The organism is Rhizobium sp. JAB6 (assembly GCF_003024605.1).
In the GTDB taxonomy this organism is placed as follows: Bacteria; Pseudomonadota; Alphaproteobacteria; order Rhizobiales; family Rhizobiaceae; genus Rhizobium.
Genome location: NZ_PYJQ01000011.1, coordinates 77,316 through 94,395, shown reverse-complemented (window position 1 = coordinate 94,395; position 17,080 = coordinate 77,316). Strand labels below are relative to the sequence as shown.

The 17,080-nt window shown below is 60.6% G+C and carries 17 protein-coding genes; 7 read left to right on the top strand and 10 right to left on the bottom strand.

Annotation, left to right across the window (positions count from 1 at the left end; translation table 11 throughout):
- Positions 1-282: 282 nt before the first annotated feature.
- On the bottom strand, positions 283-891 hold the full coding sequence (gene leuD, locus C7U61_RS18880; RefSeq protein ID WP_106999602.1) for a 3-isopropylmalate dehydratase small subunit: 609 nt from the start codon (positions 889-891) through the stop codon (positions 283-285).
- A gap of 194 nt (positions 892-1,085) precedes the next feature.
- Positions 1,086-1,322: a hypothetical protein gene (locus tag C7U61_RS18875; protein ID WP_106999601.1), complete on the bottom strand. Its 237-nt coding sequence runs from the start codon at positions 1,320-1,322 to the stop codon at positions 1,086-1,088.
- Positions 1,323-1,433: 111 nt separating this feature from the next.
- Between C7U61_RS18875 and C7U61_RS18870 the strand changes: the two genes are divergently transcribed.
- Both C7U61_RS18870 and C7U61_RS18865 read left to right on the top strand, forming a co-directional pair.
- Positions 1,434-2,378, top strand: coding sequence for a CoA ester lyase (locus tag C7U61_RS18870; RefSeq protein ID WP_106999600.1), 945 nt, complete (start codon positions 1,434-1,436; stop codon positions 2,376-2,378).
- A 36-nt stretch (positions 2,379-2,414) separates the two neighbouring features.
- Entirely contained in the window at positions 2,415-2,621 is a 207-nt protein-coding gene (locus C7U61_RS18865; RefSeq protein ID WP_106999599.1) for a DUF1737 domain-containing protein, read from the top strand.
- Positions 2,622-2,947: 326 nt separating this feature from the next.
- On the opposite strand, the gene C7U61_RS18860 is transcribed toward C7U61_RS18865, so the two are convergent.
- On the bottom strand, positions 2,948-3,385 hold the full coding sequence (locus C7U61_RS18860; RefSeq protein ID WP_106999598.1) for a metallopeptidase family protein: 438 nt from the start codon (positions 3,383-3,385) through the stop codon (positions 2,948-2,950).
- Between the two features lie 162 nt (positions 3,386-3,547).
- On the opposite strand from C7U61_RS18860, the gene C7U61_RS19700 reads away from it, so the two are divergent.
- The 5 genes from C7U61_RS19700 (at position 3,548) to bfr (ending at position 10,358) form a co-directional block, all read left to right on the top strand.
- Positions 3,548-4,528 (top strand): hypothetical protein, encoded by a 981-nt coding sequence (locus C7U61_RS19700; protein ID WP_245410839.1) that lies wholly within the window; start codon positions 3,548-3,550, stop codon positions 4,526-4,528.
- Between the two features lie 40 nt (positions 4,529-4,568).
- On the top strand, positions 4,569-5,996 hold the full coding sequence (locus C7U61_RS18855; RefSeq protein ID WP_245410843.1) for a DNA polymerase Y family protein: 1,428 nt from the start codon (positions 4,569-4,571) through the stop codon (positions 5,994-5,996).
- Positions 5,993-9,457, top strand: coding sequence for an error-prone DNA polymerase (locus C7U61_RS18850; protein ID WP_106999596.1), 3,465 nt, complete (start codon positions 5,993-5,995; stop codon positions 9,455-9,457). The genes C7U61_RS18855 and C7U61_RS18850 overlap by 4 nt, the downstream gene beginning before the upstream one ends.
- Positions 9,458-9,595: 138 nt before the next feature.
- Positions 9,596-9,907 carry a (2Fe-2S)-binding protein gene (locus C7U61_RS18845; RefSeq protein WP_245410838.1) on the top strand — a complete coding sequence of 104 codons (312 nt, stop codon included), beginning with the start codon at positions 9,596-9,598 and terminating at the stop codon, positions 9,905-9,907.
- Positions 9,873-10,358, top strand: coding sequence for a bacterioferritin (gene bfr / locus C7U61_RS18840; RefSeq protein ID WP_069611399.1), 486 nt, complete (start codon positions 9,873-9,875; stop codon positions 10,356-10,358). Before C7U61_RS18845 ends, bfr begins: the two co-directional genes overlap by 35 nt.
- Before the next feature lie 142 nt (positions 10,359-10,500).
- Here the strand turns inward: bfr and C7U61_RS18835 are convergent, their stop codons facing one another.
- The 7 genes from C7U61_RS18835 to C7U61_RS18805 all read right to left on the bottom strand — a co-directional run bounded on the left by C7U61_RS18835 (position 10,501) and on the right by C7U61_RS18805 (position 16,967).
- The gene (locus tag C7U61_RS18835) at positions 10,501-11,040 is read right to left on the bottom strand and encodes an RNA pyrophosphohydrolase (RefSeq protein ID WP_106999595.1); all 540 of its coding nucleotides are present in this window, start codon (positions 11,038-11,040) and stop codon (positions 10,501-10,503) included.
- A 13-nt stretch (positions 11,041-11,053) separates the two neighbouring features.
- On the bottom strand, positions 11,054-12,247 hold the full coding sequence (locus C7U61_RS18830; protein WP_106999594.1) for a divergent polysaccharide deacetylase family protein: 1,194 nt from the start codon (positions 12,245-12,247) through the stop codon (positions 11,054-11,056).
- A 215-nt stretch (positions 12,248-12,462) separates the two neighbouring features.
- Positions 12,463-13,791, bottom strand: coding sequence for a S41 family peptidase (locus C7U61_RS18825; RefSeq protein ID WP_106999593.1), 1,329 nt, complete (start codon positions 13,789-13,791; stop codon positions 12,463-12,465).
- A complete protein-coding gene (locus tag C7U61_RS18820; protein WP_245410837.1) occupies positions 13,781-15,223 on the bottom strand; it encodes a murein hydrolase activator EnvC in 1,443 nt (480 codons plus the stop codon). Before C7U61_RS18820 ends, C7U61_RS18825 begins: the two co-directional genes overlap by 11 nt.
- 186 nt (positions 15,224-15,409) lie before the next feature.
- Positions 15,410-15,892, bottom strand: coding sequence for a 23S rRNA (pseudouridine(1915)-N(3))-methyltransferase RlmH (gene rlmH, locus C7U61_RS18815; protein WP_047634055.1), 483 nt, complete (start codon positions 15,890-15,892; stop codon positions 15,410-15,412).
- A 169-nt stretch (positions 15,893-16,061) separates the two neighbouring features.
- Complete coding sequence (gene rsfS / locus C7U61_RS18810) at positions 16,062-16,508, bottom strand: ribosome silencing factor (protein WP_069611404.1); 447 nt, start codon at positions 16,506-16,508, stop codon at positions 16,062-16,064.
- Positions 16,509-16,667: 159 nt separating this feature from the next.
- Positions 16,668-16,967, bottom strand: a complete 300-nt coding sequence (locus C7U61_RS18805) for a DUF1330 domain-containing protein (protein ID WP_106999592.1) — start codon at positions 16,965-16,967, stop codon at positions 16,668-16,670.
- Positions 16,968-17,080: the final 113 nt, after the last annotated feature.

The window sequence follows — 17,080 nt, the reverse complement described above, 5'->3', positions numbered from 1 at the left end:
GGTGGGAAAGATGGTGTTTGTGCTATTTTCGCGGGATTTGCGTTTCCCGCTCCTGAAATGCGGAAATTGCGGAATAGTCCCCTCTTCCCGCAGGCGGCGGGACAATCGCATATTGAACTGAAGTCGTTGCCGCGTCCCTTCTCCCCGTTGGGGAGAAGGGTTTCCCATGTCGATCCGGCTCATATGCAATGGCCCTGCCACAGGTGGGAGAAGGGGTCCTCCCGGCATGAAAAAGCCGGGCGCAAGGCCCGGCTTCGAAACATGCGAGAGTGGAAAGACGGATCAGGCGGCCCAGGGGCGCGATGCGGCGTTGGTCTTTTCGAAATCGCTGATCGCGGAGGCTTTTTCCAGCGTCAGGCCGATATCGTCGAGGCCGTTCAGCAGGCAGTGACGCTTGAATTCGTCGAGTTCGAACTTGAGCGAACCGCCGTCGGGGCCGGTGATTTCGAGGTTTTCCAGATCGACCGTCAGGATGGCATTGGAGCCGCGCGAGGCGTCGTCCATCAGCTTGTCGAGATCTTCCTGGCTGACCTTGATTGGCAAGATGCCGTTCTTGAAGCAGTTGTTATAGAAAATGTCGGCGAAGCTCGTCGAGATGACGCAGCGGATGCCGAAGTCGAGCAGCGCCCAGGGAGCGTGTTCGCGCGAGGAGCCGCAGCCGAAATTGTCGCCGGCGACGAGGATCTTCGCGTTCTGGTAGGCCGGCTTGTTCAGCACGAAATCCGGGTTCGGAGAACCGTCTTCATTGTACCGGGCTTCCGCAAAGAGCCCCTTGCCGAGACCCGTGCGCTTGATGGTCTTCAGATAATCCTTCGGGATGATCATGTCGGTATCGACATTGACGACCGGGAGGGGTGCTGCGACACCGGTCAACTTCACGAACTTGTCCATGGGGGTCCTGCCTTCATTCTCGTCTAAGCACGAATTATCCTGCCAATAGAGCAAATCCGGCCCGAAATGAAGGAGAATCTTGGAAGTGCTCTAAAATGCGGCGCTATGGCCGTCTTCGCCCTTCAGCACATAGCATGGGCCGGGCAAATGGGTACCGGCGGCCGGCAATGGGCCGCCCTGCCCCACTTTCAATCTCAGAGGTCGATAATCGTGCCGCGACCGTCGTTCCAGACGCGCATTTCGCGCTGGCCGTTCGTCTTCGCCTTGGCGCGCACCGGTGCCGGTTTCATGCGCAGCGAAATCGCGCGGGCTGCCATCAGCACGGTGAGGATAGCGCCGACGGCGAGCGTGACCGAAACGGTAAGCAGCGCCATTGCCGCAAACACGGTGATACCGGCAAGCGCGATGAACAGGGAACGAATATTCTGCATGGTCGAGACCTCTCTACATCATGCAATGTGGTCCTCATCTCTGTCATCTGCAAGAGGAGCATGGCTTTTTGTTGACTTGCCTGTCGATTAAAAGCGCGGCAAAACGGCATAATGAGCCAATCTGCGAGCCAAAACCCCCCTTCCCGTACCGCTCGTCTGCGCCGCTCGGTTTTGAGCGTTCCCGCCATCAACCGCCGCGCCCTGGACAAGCTTTCGAGCCTGGATTGCGATGCCGTCATCTTCGATCTCGAGGATTCGGTTTCGCCGGAGAAAAAGGCCGAGGCGCGGGAGAATCTGCGGGCCTTTTTTGCCGCCTCCCCGCTTCCCGGCAAGGAGCGGATCATCCGCATCAATGCGCTTTCCTCCAATTTCGGCGCCGAGGACCTGGCGCTGGTGGCGGAGCTGGAGCCGGATGCGGTACTGCTGCCGAAGGTGGACGAGCCGCAGGACGTGACCGATGTCAGCGATCGGCTCACGGAAGCCGATGCGCCGGAAGACTTGCGTATCTGGGCGATGATCGAGACGCCGCGCGGCGTCCTGAATGCGGCGGCGATCGCCGAAGCCGGGCGTACCGCAGGGAGCCGGCTCGATTGTTTCGTCGTTGGCCTCAACGATCTCAGGAAGGAAACGGGTGTCCTGCCGCAGCCCGGCCGCACCTATGTCGTGCCCTGGCTGATGCAGGTGGTGCTTGCCGTCAGTGCCTATGGGCTCGAGGCGATCGACAGCGTCTTCAACGATTTCAAGGATGCTGAGGCATTCACGGCCGAATGCAGCCAGGGTGGCGCCATGGGCTTTGCCGGCAAGATGCTGATCCATCCGAGCCAGATCGAGGCTGCCAACCGGCATTTCGGCCCGGCTGAGGCTGCCATTGCCGAGGCCGAAGCCATCATATCAGCCTTCGCAGAGCCGGGCGCCGGCACCCTGAATGTCGTGAACCTTGGCGGGCGGATGGTGGAACGGCTGCACCTTGTCCAGGCGGAAAGACTCATTCATAAAGCTCGTCTGATCGAGCAGCGCTCTCCGGGCGCTGCGGCAGCGCCCCGCACTGAGGCCTAAGTATCAAATTGTCCGGCCAGCCAGAAAGATGCCTTGATGAAACTCTACCGCTTCCTTACCGGTCCCGATGACGCTTCCTTCTGCCACAAGGTGAGTGCGGCGCTGAACAAGGGCTGGGAGCTATACGGCTCGCCGACCTATGGCTTCAATTCTGCAAGCGGGCGGATGGAATGCGGCCAGGCCGTCGTCAAGGACGTGGCCGGCAAGGATTACGATCCGGAGATGAAGCTTTCGGAGCAGTGATCCAGAAGAAAAGCAGAACAAGCCGTCATTACCCTCGTCCACAACGAACGCACCAAATTATTGGCCAATGCGCGGGCGTCTACCGCTTGCATTGCTGCGGGTCTGATTGCCCCCGTGGTTTCAGCGGTGAATGGTGCCGCTGCTGAAACTATGAATAGCGCAGCCATCTTCTTTTTCTTTATCTTACCCTTTGTCATTGCGGCGCTGGGGTGGGTGGTCGTATTCGTCAACGATTGGAACGATCGGCGCCAGCAAAGGCTTCATCCCGGCGAATAACCGTCGGATTTTCCTTCTTTCCAGTCAGCGATTTTCGCCTGTGAAATGCGTCAGCGATCCGTCGCTTCCTCGGCGCTTGCCTCGATGCGCTCCATGTCCTCGTCGCTCAGGCCGAAATGGTGGCCGATCTCGTGGATCAGGACATGGGTGATGATGTCGCCGAGAGTTTCGTCGTTCTCAGCCCAATAGTCGATGATCGGCCGGCGATAGAGGCGGATCTTGTTGGGCATGTCGCCGGTCTGGGCGGTAAAGCGCTCCGAGATGCCGCGGCCTTCGAAGAGACCGAGCAGGTCGAAGGGTGTTTCCAGCGCCATATCCTCGAACACTTCGTCATCGGGGAAATCCTCGATGAGAATGACGAGGTTGCCCGTAAGCGAGCGGAATTCTTCCGGCAGGTGGCTGTAAGCCTCCATTGCCAGGGATTCGAATGTGCTGATGGAGGGAGAGTGGCGATCCCGCCAATCTTCGCTCTGGTCAACGCGAGCCATGAATATTCCTTCCTTGGCTGGTCATATAGAGACTTTGCGCTGCTTTTACGAGAGTAGATTGAGGCAGAGGAATATTTTCTCATGAAATGGTGTTGACTCTTTTCGCAAGCTCTGGAATCCATAAGAACATAACAGGAACATTATCGATCTGGAGTGAACGTCATGGCCGAGGCTGCCGTGGCGCGGGAAACGCTTTTTGCCCTGCGTGAAACCATTGCCCGACTGGAAGGCAGGCCGATCCCGGCCTTGGCGGCTGCGGCGCATGAGACGCTGGCAGACAAGCCGGCGAGGGCGGGGGCGGGTATTGCGAAGGCCCTGCCTGCTCAGCCTATGCTTGAACAGTTGCTCCTTCCGATCGGCGTCGAGGAGCTCGATGCGGCGCTGCAAGGCGGTCTGCCGCTCGATGCGCTGACGGAAATCCGATCGCTCGGTTTGCGCGATGCCGGGGCGGCGAGCGGTTTTGCCCTTGCGCTTGCGGCGCGGCTGCATGCGCGAGCATCGGATACGACCGCGGCCAAGTCTCCGGTCCTGTGGATCGGCGATACGGTGGCTACGATGGAGGCCGGCCTGCCCTATGCCATCGGCATCGGCGATTTCGGGCTGGAGCCTCAGGCTTTCCTGCAGGCGTCGCCGCGCAAGCTCGACGATGCGCTCTGGGTGGCGGAAGCAGGCCTTGGCAGTGCTGCCTTTGCCGTCGTCATTCTGGAAGTGCGCGGCAACCCCGCCCGTTTCGGCCTGACCGAAAGCCGGCGACTGGCGCTGAGGGCGAAAGCGGCGGGACGGCCTTTGTTTCTATTGCGACAGGGAGGCGAGGAGGAAGCAAGCAGCGCCCTCTTCCGCTTTTCGGTCGAACCCGCGCCGGCGCAGGCGCGGCCCCTGCCGGACGGATCGGTGCTTGGCGGCAGCATCGGTCACCCGGCCTTTCGTCTGACCTTGGAAAAGAGCCGAAACCCGGCGCCTCTTTCCGTAACCCTGGAGTGGAATGCCCATGACCGCCGCTTTGCCCCTATCCTCGACACTCGACGCCCTGCCTTTCCCGGCAAACACGCAGCGCATTCTGGCGCTGACCTTTCCGCATCTGCCGACCGACCGGATCGCGCGCAAGCGCTGGGGTCTGTCCTGGCGTTCGACAGGCAGGCTTGAAGCGCCGCCGCTCGCCTGTGCCGGCAAGCTCAACAATGCCATGCGACTGAGCGCCCTCAACGAACGGGCTGAAATGATCGGTTTGAAACAGGGTCAGGGCGTGGCCGAGGCAAAGGCGATCTGTCCCGATCTCGATGTGGTCGAGGAGGATCCGGCTGCAGATCGCAAGCTTCTGGAAGCGATCGCCGACTGGTGCGACCGCTATACGCCGCTGGTGGCGATCGACGGCAAGGACGGTCTGTTTCTCGATATTACCGGCTGCGCCCATCTCTTCGGCGGCGAAGAGGCGCTGCTCGAGGACATCCTGATCCGGATTTCCCGGCTGGGTCTCGATGTGCGTGGCGCCATTTCCTCCGCACCTGGCCTCTCCTGGGCCGTTGCCCGCTTTGATGACAGCCGTATCGTTCCTTCGGAAGCCATGGAAGAAGCATTGGCACCGCTGCCGGTCGCATGTCTTCGGCTTGGCGAGGAGACTGTTGCGGCCTTGCAGAAGATGGGCCTGAAGCAGGTGGGCGATCTTCTGGCTGCTCCGCGGGCGCCGCTTGCCCGCCGGTTCGGTGCGCAGCTGCTGCTGCGGCTCGATCAGGCCATTGGTCTCATCGAGGAGCCGATCTCCCCGCGCCGGCCGATCGCGCAATTGTCGGCCGAGCGCAGGCTGGCCGAACCGGTGCAGGCGGAAGAGGATATTCTGCAGCTTGCACGCCAGCTTGCCGAAACCCTGAAGCCGGGACTGGAAGCCCGCGGCATCGGCGGTCGTTCCTTCGAGCTCCTGCTCTTCCGTGTGGACGGTGCGGTCTTCCGCATCGCCGCCGGCGCGTCGCAGCCGCTGCGGGAGCCAAGCCGGATCGCCAGCCTGTTCACGGAGCGCTTCGGCGCCATTCATGACGATCTCGATGTCGGCTACGGTTTCGAAATCATCCGCCTCAATGTGCTTCAGCATGCGCCCTTCGATGCCATGCAAGGCGATTTTGTCGGAGAAGACCGCCAGGAAGGATCTCTTGCCGCCTTTGTGGATCGCGTGGCTGCACGGCTGGGACCGGATTGCCTGCAAGGGTTCGAGCTGCGGCAGAGCCATATTCCCGAACGGGCCGTGCGGCCGCTGCCGGCCATGGCCATCCTCGCCTCGAAGCGGCGCGCAGGCAGGGAAGATGCCGGCCACGGCTTCTTCCGCGGCGAGCGGCCGCTGCGGCTGTTTCGCATGCCGGAGCTGGTCGAAACCATTGCTGCCGAAGTGCCCGACGGCCCTCCCCGGCAGTTCCGCTGGCGGCGGGTCATGCATCGGGTCAGCCGGGCCGAAGGGCCGGAGCGGCTTTCGGCGGAATGGTGGCTCGAAGAAAGGCCAGGACCTGCCCGCGATTATTTCCAGATCGAGGATGAAGAAGGCCATCGTTTCTGGCTGTTCCGCAAGGGCCTCTATGGTCAGACCGAGATGCCGCCTGACTGGTATATGCACGGAGTCTTCGCATGAACGCGCGCCCGAGCTTTCACGAACCCATACCCTTCTTCGAGATCGGGGTGAGAACGAATTTCTCCTTTCTTGAAGGTGCCTCGCATCCGGAGGAAGTGGTGGCGCAGGCCGCCATCCTGAAATTGTCGGGGTTTGGGATCGCCGACCGCAATTCGGTTGCCGGCGTCGTCAAGGCGCATGCGCATACCAAACTTCTCAAGGAAAAATACAAGGAGGGTATTGAGAAGAACCTGGAGCGGCGCGCCAAGGGCGAGCCGGAAGAGCTTCTTTTGGAGCCGGTTCGTTTCCAGCCTGGCGCCCGTCTGGTGTTTTCGGACGGCACCCCCGACATTCTTGCCTATCCGGAAAACCGCACGGGCTGGGCGCATCTCTGCCGGCTGCTGAGCGCCGGTAATCTGCGCGGCGAAAAAGGCGTATGCATCCTCAATGAAAGCGATCTCGTGGAATGGGGTGACGAGATGATGCTGGCGCTCGTTCCCGATGCCGGAAGTACCGAGACGCCGGAGGAGCAGGCAAAGCTGGAACAATGTCTGAAGCGGCTATGGATGCGCTTTGGCAGGAAGTTCCACATGGTCCTGTCGCCAGCCTATGACGGGCGGGATCGGATGGTCTTTGCCACGCTTTCCATTCTTGCGCAGCGCAATGGCGTGCGGCTGATCGCCAGCAACCAGCCGCTCTATCATGCGACCGAGCGCAAGCCGCTTGCCGACATCGTCGTTTCCATCCGCGAGCATGTGCCGGTCGCCGAGGCCGGCTTCAGGCTGGCGGCCAATGCCGAACGCTATATGAAGGACGCCGCCGAGATGGCGCGCCTCTTCAGGGATTATCCCAAGGCTATCGCCAATACGCAGAAGTTTTTTAGCCGGCTTTCTTTTTCGCTGGATGAGCTGAAACACAATTATCCCGATGAAAGCAATGACGGCGAGCCCGTTGCGGAAACGCTGAAGCGGCTGACGTGGGAGGGCGCCAGATGGCGCTTTCCCGAAGGGATCCCCTCAAAGGTCTCGACGCAGATCGACCATGAGCTCAAGCTCATCCGCGAGCGGCAATATGAGCCTTATTTCCTGACGGTGCACCGTATCATGGAGTTTGCCCGCAGTGCGAATATCCTATGCCAGGGGCGTGGATCGGCGGCCAATTCGACGGTCTGTTATTGCCTGCGGATTACCGAGGTCAATCCCGAAATAACAAGCCTGCTTTTCGAGCGCTTCATCTCGACGGAGCGCGAGGAGCCGCCCGATATCGACGTCGATTTCGAGCACGAGAAGCGTGAAGAAGTCATCCAGTTCATCTACAGGCATTACAAGAAGGAGCATGCCGGGCTGACGGCGGCGGTCACCAGCTATCGGGCGCGCTCGGCCGGCCGCGAAGTGGCGAAAGCCTTCGGTCTGTCGGAGGACGTGCAATCGGCTCTTGCGAGCGGCGTCTGGGGCTGGTCGACGGAGGAGCTGTCCGAGCGCGAGGCGAAGATTGCCGGCCTCGATCTCAAGGATAAGACGACACGCAACGTCCTTTCCTATGCCTCGACGCTGATGGGGTTTCCGCGGCATCTGACCCAGCATGTCGGCGGCTTCGTCATAACTCGGGATCGGCTGGATGAAGTGGTGCCGATCATGCATACGGCGATGGACGATCGCTACATGATCGAGTGGAACAAGGACGATCTCGACAATCTCAACATATTGAAGATCGACGTGCTCGCGCTCGGCATGCTGACCTGTCTCGCCAAAGCTTTCGACCTGCTGTTGCTGCATTACGACGTGAAAAAACAACTTGCCGACCTTGGCAGCGGTGAATATCCCGACCGATTCCCGGTCTATGACATGATTTGCCGCGCCGATACGATCGGCGTCTTCCAGATCGAAAGCCGGGCGCAGATGAGCATGCTGCCGCGTCTGCGGCCTCGCAAATTCTATGATCTAGTCATCGAGGTGGCGATCGTCCGGCCCGGTCCCATTCAGGGCGACATGGTTCATCCTTACCTCAAGCGGCGGGAGGACGATCTACACAAGCGGCCGATCGAATATCATCGTCCGGAGTTGAAGGCTGTTCTGGAGCGAACTTTAGGGGTTCCGCTGTTTCAGGAACAGGCGATGCAGATCGCCATTACTGCAGCCGGATTTTCTGCGGCCAAGGCCGATCGGCTGCGCCGGTCCATGGCGACGTTCAAGCGGACGGGAAGGGTCGACGAATTCAAGAAGGATCTAGTTTCGGGCATGGTCGCGAAAGGCTATCCTCAGGACTTTGCCGAACGCTGTTTCAGCCAGATCGAAGGTTTCGGCGAATATGGCTTTCCCGAAAGCCATGCGGCCTCCTTCGCTCTGCTCGTCTATGCCTCGTCCTGGCTCAAGGCCTATTATCCCGATGTCTTCTGTGCGGCGATCCTCAATTCGCAGCCGATGGGCTTCTATGCCCCGGCGCAGCTGGTGCGGGATGCGCGCGAGCATGGCGTCGAGGTGCGGCCGGTGGATATCAATCGTTCCAGCTGGGATTGCCTGCTGGAGAAGGCATCCTTCGACCGCAGCTCGGTCGAGCCGCGTCACGCATTGATGCGCGGGATCATCAAGACGCAATGCGCCGTCCGTCTCGGCTTCCGTCAGGTCAAGGGCTTGTCCGAAGACGAGATGAAGCAGCTTGTCGAGCGTCGCGGCGATGGCTATCGGTCCGTGCGCGATCTCTGGCTGCGATCCGGACTTGCCAAGGCGCAGATCGAGCGCCTGGCGGATGCGGATGCATTTGGCTCCGTCGGCCTCAGCCGCCGCGAGGCGCTATGGGCGGTGCGGGCGCTCGATGCCGGAAGTGCCGCCGAAAAGCTCCCCCTCTTCGATCTCGGCGACCATGCGGAACTCCAGGTCGAACCGGCTGTCGTGTTGCCGGAAATGCTGCCGGGTGAGCAGGTCATCGAGGATTACCGCTATCTGTCGCTATCCTTGAAAGCGCATCCGGTTTCCTTCCTGCGCGCCGATTTCGCCCGGCAGGGGATCGTGCAAAGCCGGGATTTGCCCGGTATCGCCAGCGGCCGGATGGTGACGATCGCCGGGCTGGTGCTGGTGCGCCAGCGTCCGGGTTCGGCCAAGGGGGTGATCTTCATGACGCTGGAGGATGAAACCGGCGTCGCCAATGCGATCGTCTGGCGGAAAAAGTTCGAGAGATACCGCGCCATCGTCATGGGGGCGCGGCTGGTGAAGATCCGTGGCCGGCTGCAGAGCGAGAGCGGCGTCATCCATGTCGTTGTCGATCATATCGAGGATATGACGTCAGCGCTCGGTATTCTGCAGCGCGAGGCGCGGCGTTTCGGCGTCAGCGATCGGGCGGATGAGGCCCTTCGACCGACCATGGATCACAGGCAAAAAACGTCAGCCCTCCCGCCACGCGGATCGGGTGCGGGGGCATCGGCGGAAGGCCGCAGCCATGGTGCCGAAACGGCGAGGGTGATGCCGCGGGGCCGCAATTTCCATTGAGATTGCGGCTTGGCACCCGGCGAAAACGTTGGAGCTCAGCCGGCAGAGAAGATTCGAATCGTTTCTTTCTTGACAAAGAGCGTCTTCTTTAGCAGATAACAAGACAGCAGATGTCATGTTTGACGGGCCGAGCGAAGAATGCTGGTTTGCAGTTGTAATTACATCACCGAAAAAGAAATCCGGGACGTCATCAACGAACTCCTCGATCAGGACTGTTGGCAGCTCATCGTTCCGGCAAAAGTTTATCACGCGATGGAAAAGCGCGGCCGTTGCTGCGGCTGTTTCCCGAATGTCGTTGATATTATTATACAGACAACCCAAGATTATCATGCCCGTCGCCACTCGACGGAAGCGGAAATCTTTGATTTCATGTCCCGCCTGAAAAAATTCCATGAAGACAACAGGAGAGCGGACATTGAAAGGCGACAAAAAGGTCATCGAGCGGCTTAACGAGGCACTCTTCCTCGAGCTGGGCGCGGTCAACCAATATTGGGTTCACTACAGACTCCTCGAAGACTGGGGCTACACCAAGCTCGCCAAGAAAGAGCGCGCAGAATCCATTGAGGAGATGCAGCACGCCGATCGCCTCGTCGCCCGCATCATCTTCCTCGAAGGTCATCCCAACCTGCAGACGCTCGCGCCGCTGCGCATCGGTCAGAACGTCAAGGAAGTGCTCGAAGCTGATCTGGCCGGCGAATATGATGCCCGCACGGCCTATAAGAAATCGCGCGATATCTGCCACGATGCCGGTGACTATGTGTCCATGAAGCTGTTCGAAGAGCTTCTGGCGGACGAGGAAGGCCATATCGACTTCCTCGAAACCCAGCTTGAACTGCTCGGCAAGATCGGCGAAGCCAAATACGGCCAGCTTAATGCCGACTCCGCTGATTCTGCGGAATAAGCGACATCCCAGAGCGGTTCAGCTTTCACGGAATCTCTGAGCCGCTCCATCCTTTATTCCCGCAATTCGACGGAAAGCCGCCCCGTAGTTTCCCCAAATTGCTTTACGAAACCGGATGATTTGCCGCCGGTCTTCTTCTTCTTCAGTCTTCGACCTTCAGGCCGGCAAGGTGGCTGAATTCTGAAACCACCTGTTCGTAGACCGAGCGTTTGAAGGGAACGATCAGGTCGGGAAGTGACGCCATAGACTTCCATTCCCATGCATCAAATTCCGGCTCGTGGCCGCCCGGCGGCGGATTGATGGCGATCTCGCTCTCGTCGCCGTCGAAGCGGAACGCGAACCAGCGCTGAGTTTGGCCGCGATATTTCCCCTTGAGGCCGATGCCGATCAGCTGCGGCGGCAGATCGTAGTTGATCCAGTTCCTGGCCTCCGCCAGCAGGGTCACGGTTTTGATGCCCGTTTCCTCGTATAGTTCGCGATAGGCCGCTTTCAGAGGATCCTCGCCCTCGTCTATACCGCCCTGCGGCATCTGCCAGAGCTGCGGAGAGCCATCATATTCGGAATTGCCGACCGGAATGCGGCGGCCGGCCCAGACCAGCCCATTGCGGTTCAAGACCATGATGCCGACACAGGGGCGGTAGGGCAGGTCTTCGGCTTTCACGGTCGCGTGGGGCGTGCTCATCTTTCTCTCCGGGTCAGGGGTGTTTGGGATCCTCGGCAAGCGCCGAGACCGCGACGACTTCGATACCGCGCATTGCGGCCTCCTCGCTCCATTTGCTGATGGCGTCGACGCTTTCGTCGAAGGCGGAAGCGACGCCGATTGCCGAACCATTGCGGCGGGCGATGCGCTCTAGTTCGTCAAGTTTCCTGAGGATTGCGTCCTGCTGCAGCTCTCCATCGAGCTGGATATCGGCAAAAGCGTGCGGCACCTCAAGCGTTTTGGAAAGCATTCCGGACTTCGATTGAGCGGATGAGCCGTCGTCCAGGAACAGCAGGCCGCGCTTGCCGATGTCGCGCAGCACGGGTTCCATGGCGCCTGGATTGGCAAGGAAGCGGCCGCCGAGATAGTTCATGACGCCGGTATAATTGGTGATCTTGCCCATCGCCTTGTGTAGGTTCTCGATGTTTTTCGCTGATGACAGCGAGGTCAGCAGCGTATCCGGACCTGGATTGTTGCCGGGATAGTCGAACGGCTCGAAGGGCACCTGAATGAGGATCTCGTGGCCGCCGCGCCTTGCTTCCTGCATCCAGCGCTGCAGGCTGTTGCCGCTGGCGGCAAAGGCAAGGGTGATTTCCTCCGGCAGCTTTTCGATGGCGCGCTGCGTGCCGGTCTGGCTCAGTCCAAGGCCGCTGACGACGATGGCGATGCGGGGGCCGCGCGCGCCCGACCAGGGGCGCGCATATTGATCCATCGGCCTCAGGCCGCTTGGCGAGGTAATCGGCAGCTTGCCGAAGGGCGAATCTTCCAGCAGGCTCTCGTTCGGCGTTGCCGCCATGCGCGGATCCTGGCCCACCTGATTGGCATTGATCAGTACCGGGCCGTTGCCATCGCGATTGCTGGGGCTGAACATAGTGACGACCGAACCATCGCCGGTAACGACGCGGGTGGTATTGGCGCCGGATTGCGGATCGACTTGGGTCAATCCGGCTTGGCCGTTTTGTTCGGTCGCAGCCGGCTTGGTTTCGGCCGCAGGTGCCGGGTCTTCCTTCTTTGCCGTTTCGACGGGCTGACTCTTTTGCAAGGGGTCGCGCATCAGCGCCGAATAGAGAGAAAAGCCGGCGATCGCGATGAGACAACAGCCGCCGAGAATGCGCCCGAAGGGAATGGGACGCCGCCGGCGGCCGGTGCTGCGATTCTGTCCCAACGGTGCATGCAAATCCGTTCCCAAGTTTCAATCCACCCCAAGCGGAAACTGTATCGGCGACGAGCATATCGCTCACGGCGAAGCGGAAAAATGCCCGCGGCACTCAAAGTGCTAAAACATGAACAAAACTCTTTCTGAACCACGTCGGATTCAGAAGCTGATCGGGAGGAGCGGAACAATATGCCTACCTCGCTCCTCATTATGAAAGCGCCGGTCTGTTTCCAGCCCGGCGCCAATCCTTACTTGGAGGAAACCGCCTTTTCGGGGTTCGGCGGGAAGGCCGGATCGGTCTTGACGCCACGCAGCAGGTCGAGCGCGTAGTTGAGCTGGATATCGTCCTTCGGATCCGGCGGTACATAGGCCGAAGAGCCGGAACCCTTGTCGGTTTCGCTCTGGCCCTTGATGTGGCCCGGCAGGCTGGATTCGCCTTCCGTCGTCAGCTTGCCCTTGAGATCATCCGGCAGCGGCTGGTCGACCTTGATGTCCGGCGTGATGCCCGTGCCCTGGATCGAACGGCCCGACGGCGTATAGTAGAGTGCAGTCGTCAGGCGGAGCGCGCCGTTGCCGTCACCGAGCGGGATGATCGTCTGGACGGAGCCCTTGCCGAAGGACTGGGTGCCAAGCACAGTAGCACGGCGCAGATCCTGCAGGGCGCCGGCGACGATTTCCGAAGCGGAAGCCGAGCCGCCGTTGGTGAGCACGATGATCGGCTTACCATCAGTCAGATCGCCCGGGGTGGCATTGAAGCGGCGGGTCTCGTCCGGGTTGCGGCCGCGGGTCGAAACGATCTCGCCGCGCTCGAGTACGTCGTCGGCGACATTGATCGCCTGGTCGAGCAGGCCGCCCGGGTTGAGGCGCAGATCGAGGACATAGCCCTTCAGCTTGTCGGCCGGGATATCCTTCTTGATCTTGGCGATCGCGGCCTCGAGGTCCGGCGTTGTCTTTTCGGTGAAGGAGATGATGCGGATATAGCCGACATCCCCGCCTTCCTCGCGCGATTTGACGGCGGCAACGGCGATGACATCACGGATGACGGTGAGTTCGATCGGCTTGTCGACGCCCTTGCGCATCAGCGTGAGCTTGATCGGCGTCTTGACCGGGCCGCGCATCTTCTCGACGGCGTCTTCCAGCTTCAGGCCACGAACGGACTGGCCGTCGATGGCGGTGATGTAGTCGCCGGCAAGCACGCCGGCCTTGGCAGCAGGCGTATCGTCGATCGGGGTGATGACCTTGACGAGATCGTTGTCCATCGTCACTTCGATGCCGAGACCGCCGAATTCACCCTTGGTCTGGGTGCGCATGTCTTCCGCATCCTTGGCATTCATATAGCTCGAATGCGGATCCAGCGAAGACAGCATGCCGTTGATGGCGGCTTCGATGAGCTTATCCTCCTGCGGAGGCGTCACATACTGCGCGCGGACACGCTCAAAGACGTCGCCGAAAATCGACAACTCCTTGTAGGTGGAAGTGCCAGCGGCTTCCGCCGGCGCTACCGCCGAGTAGATAACGCTCATCGCGGTCGCACCCATCAATGCGCCGACGAGAACAAGAGAAGCCCTACGTATCATTGCGTGCCTTTCCAGTGTCTTTGGAGGTCCACCAGGGCCGAGAATCGACTGGTTTTCCATCTTTTCGGAATTCAATGTAAAGCGTTGGCCGATCCGTTTCCAGCGCCAATGCGGTCGCGCTCGCGACTCTTTTTTGGCCCATGGTGGCAAGCGGCTCGCCGGCAAAGACGAATCTGCCGGGGCGCGTCTTGATCGCGTCCATGCCCGACAGCACCATGTGGTAGCCGTCGCCCGTATCCAGGATGATCATCTGTCCGTAGCTGCGAAACGCGCCGGCATAGACGACCGTGCCGTCGGCGGGAGCGGTGACGAGCGCTTCCGGGCCGGTCGCGACCGTCAAACCCATCGCGGTGTGGCCAGTGCCATCGTCGTCGCCGAACTGGCGGAGAATATCGCCCGCCACGGGCAGCTCCAACTTTTTCTTCAGGTCTGAAAATGGATATGCGGGCGTAATGCGGTTTTTATCGGGCACGCCGCTCTCGGCAAGAGCCTTCGCCTGCTCGCGCTGCTGTTCGGTCATCTGCGCCCGGCGCGCCTCTTCCGCACGGGCGGCAGCGGCGGCGTCGCGCACGGAGCCGATCTGACTTTCGAGAGAGGCGACGAGCCCTTCCAGGCTGGTCGCCTGGCCTGCCAGCTCTTGTGCGCGCTTGCGTTCCGCTTCGAGCTGGGTGGCATTTTCCTTGCTATGTTTATCGTTCTCCGCAATCAGCAGATCCATGCGCCGCTCTTCCTCCAGACTGTTGGTCATGGTGGTGGTGAAGCTGGCTTTTTCGGCCGCCGTGTCGGCCTGCAACTTGCTGAGATCGGTCAGATCGGCAATGAGCTTGTCCGTCTCCTTGCGCATTCCGGGCACCACGGCGCCCAGAAGAATGGCGCTGCGCACCGAGGCAAGCGCGTCGTCGGGCGTCACCAGCAGTGCCGGCGGCGGATTGCGCCCCATGCGCTCCAGCGCGCCGAGAACCTCGGCAAGAAGGGCGCGACGCTCATGCAGCGAGGCGCGGATCTTGTCCTGCTTGACGGCGAGGTCCGTCAGCGTCTTCTCGCTCTGCTGGATCTTGCGGTCCAGGTCCTTGCGGCGGGCGGCACTGTCGATCAACGCCTGGCGTAGGCTTTCGGTGCTCTTGTCGAGAGAGGCTATGCTGTCTTCCAATTCCTTCGTCTTGTCGGAAGAAAGGCTGATCGTCTTGGAAAGCGCATCGAGCTCCGCGCGGGTCTCGTCGCGCTTGCGGGCAAGGTCCGCTGCCGGGTCGGGCGCCTCCTGCACAGACGGCGGCGTGGAGGCCGTCGTCAAAGGGCGATCTTCGGGTGCCTGCGGCGCGACGGCATTGGCTTCCTGGGCGACTGCGACGCCCTCCTGGGAGAAAGGGCCCGTCATATAGACGCCCATGCCGAGCGTTGCCGCCAAAGCTGGCAGCACGATACGCGAAAGCATGGGCGGGGCTTTTCTCATCCAGTCGGTTCGGCCTGGTCCCTTCGGATCGTGCAAAATAAGCTGATTTGCCGCGATCATCCAGGAAGAATCGTCATTTTGAGGGCGGGAATCAAAACACGCCTGTGTGAGCGTTTCGTTAACGCAAAAAGACCGAAAGCCAAACTGTTTTCGAAGCTGGGTCGGCGTTCACACCCGGTGGTAGGGGTGCCCGGAGAGGATGGTCACTGCGCGGTAGAGCTGTTCGGCAATCAGGATGCGCACGAGCTGATGCGGCCAGGTCAGCTTGCCAAGACAAATAGTCATGTCGGCCTTGTCGTAGAGGGCGGGGTCGAGGCCGTCGGCGCCGCCGATGGCGATCGTCAGGTCGCGCTTGCCCTGATCGCGGTAGGTCCCGAGCATGGCGGCAAAGGCTTCGCTGTCGAGCGCCTTGCCGCGTTCGTCGAGAAGAATGAGGACGCCGCCTTCGGGATGTGCCTTCTGCAGCAGCCCCGCTTCTTCGCGCTTGCGGGTCTCGCTGTTGGAGGCTCGGCTTTCGGCAACCTCGGTCATGCGCGCCATTTCCAGGCCGATAGCCGGTCCGGCTTTGGCGAAACGGTCGAGATAGCGAGCCGCAAGATCCTTTTCTGGTCCGGCTTTCAGCCGTCCCACCGCAAAAAGACCTATCCGCATTCCCGCTCCCAAGCCTATCCGCCGTCACGGCGGCGCAAACAAACCTTTTACCGGAGGCTCATCTCCGGCGATCAAAAAGTTGCGCACCGGGCCGGGAAGGCGCCCTTGGATCATACCGCATTCCGGACGGAAAGCCGTTGCGCGGTTTCCCTGAAAATGCGGTCATCCGCTAGTGCAGCGTGCCTTCGTCGAGATCGGGTGCTGCCCACATCTTTTCGATGTTGTAGAACTCGCGGATCTCGGGTCTGAAGACATGAACGATGATGTCGCCGGTGTCGATTAACACCCAGTCGCCGCCATCGAGACCCTCGACGCGGGCATTGCCGAAGCCCTCGTCCTTGAGATCGGTCATAAGATGGTCGGCAATCGCCAGGACATGGCGGTTCGATCGGCCGGAGACGACGACCATGTAATCTCCAAGCGCAGATTTGCCAGCAATGTCGATGGTGACGATATTTTCGGCCTTGGAGTCCTCGAGGCTTGCGAGGACGGCTTGCAGGGCGCGGGCGGCGGCATCAGCGCCACGTTCCGAGCTCTTCGGGATAACGACAGGCGTTCTTCCCTTGGCGTGTACTGTTGTCAGTGCTCTTCCTTCCTTGAGTAACAGAACATGCACATCGATGATCTGAGTCGATCACAAGACAAAGATAGGCATCAAAGCATTAAGGTTTCAAGACGCTGAGGGCGTTCTTGAGGCCTTGAAGATAAGGTTTTGTGTCCGAATAGGGCGTTTTCGCGCCAGATATGGGTGAATATTCGTCGCGAAGGCCAAAAATCAGCTCGTCGAGCTCACTCCGTCGACCAGAATGAGATTGCGGCTGAGGGCCTGATCGCGAACCTCAAGAGCTTGCGCATATTCCGGCGAGCCATACCAGGCTCTCGCTCGTTCCACATCCGGAAATTCCACGATCACGATCGCTTGCGGCGACCAATCGCCCTCCAGTCGCTCGATCGCGCCGCCACGGACTAAGTAGTGTCCGTCATAAAGCGCTATGGAGGCGGCAGCGCGGGTTCGGTAGGTCTCGAAGGCTTCGGCATCCCTGACGGTGACATCGGAAATGATATAGGCCGGCATCGATTTCTTCCTTCAAATCCCGAGCTTGGCGCGATCCGCACCCGGCACGCCAATGCGTTTTTCTTGAAGATCAGATAGGCGGCCTCAGCCGCTTGTCCATCTCCGCCGGCATG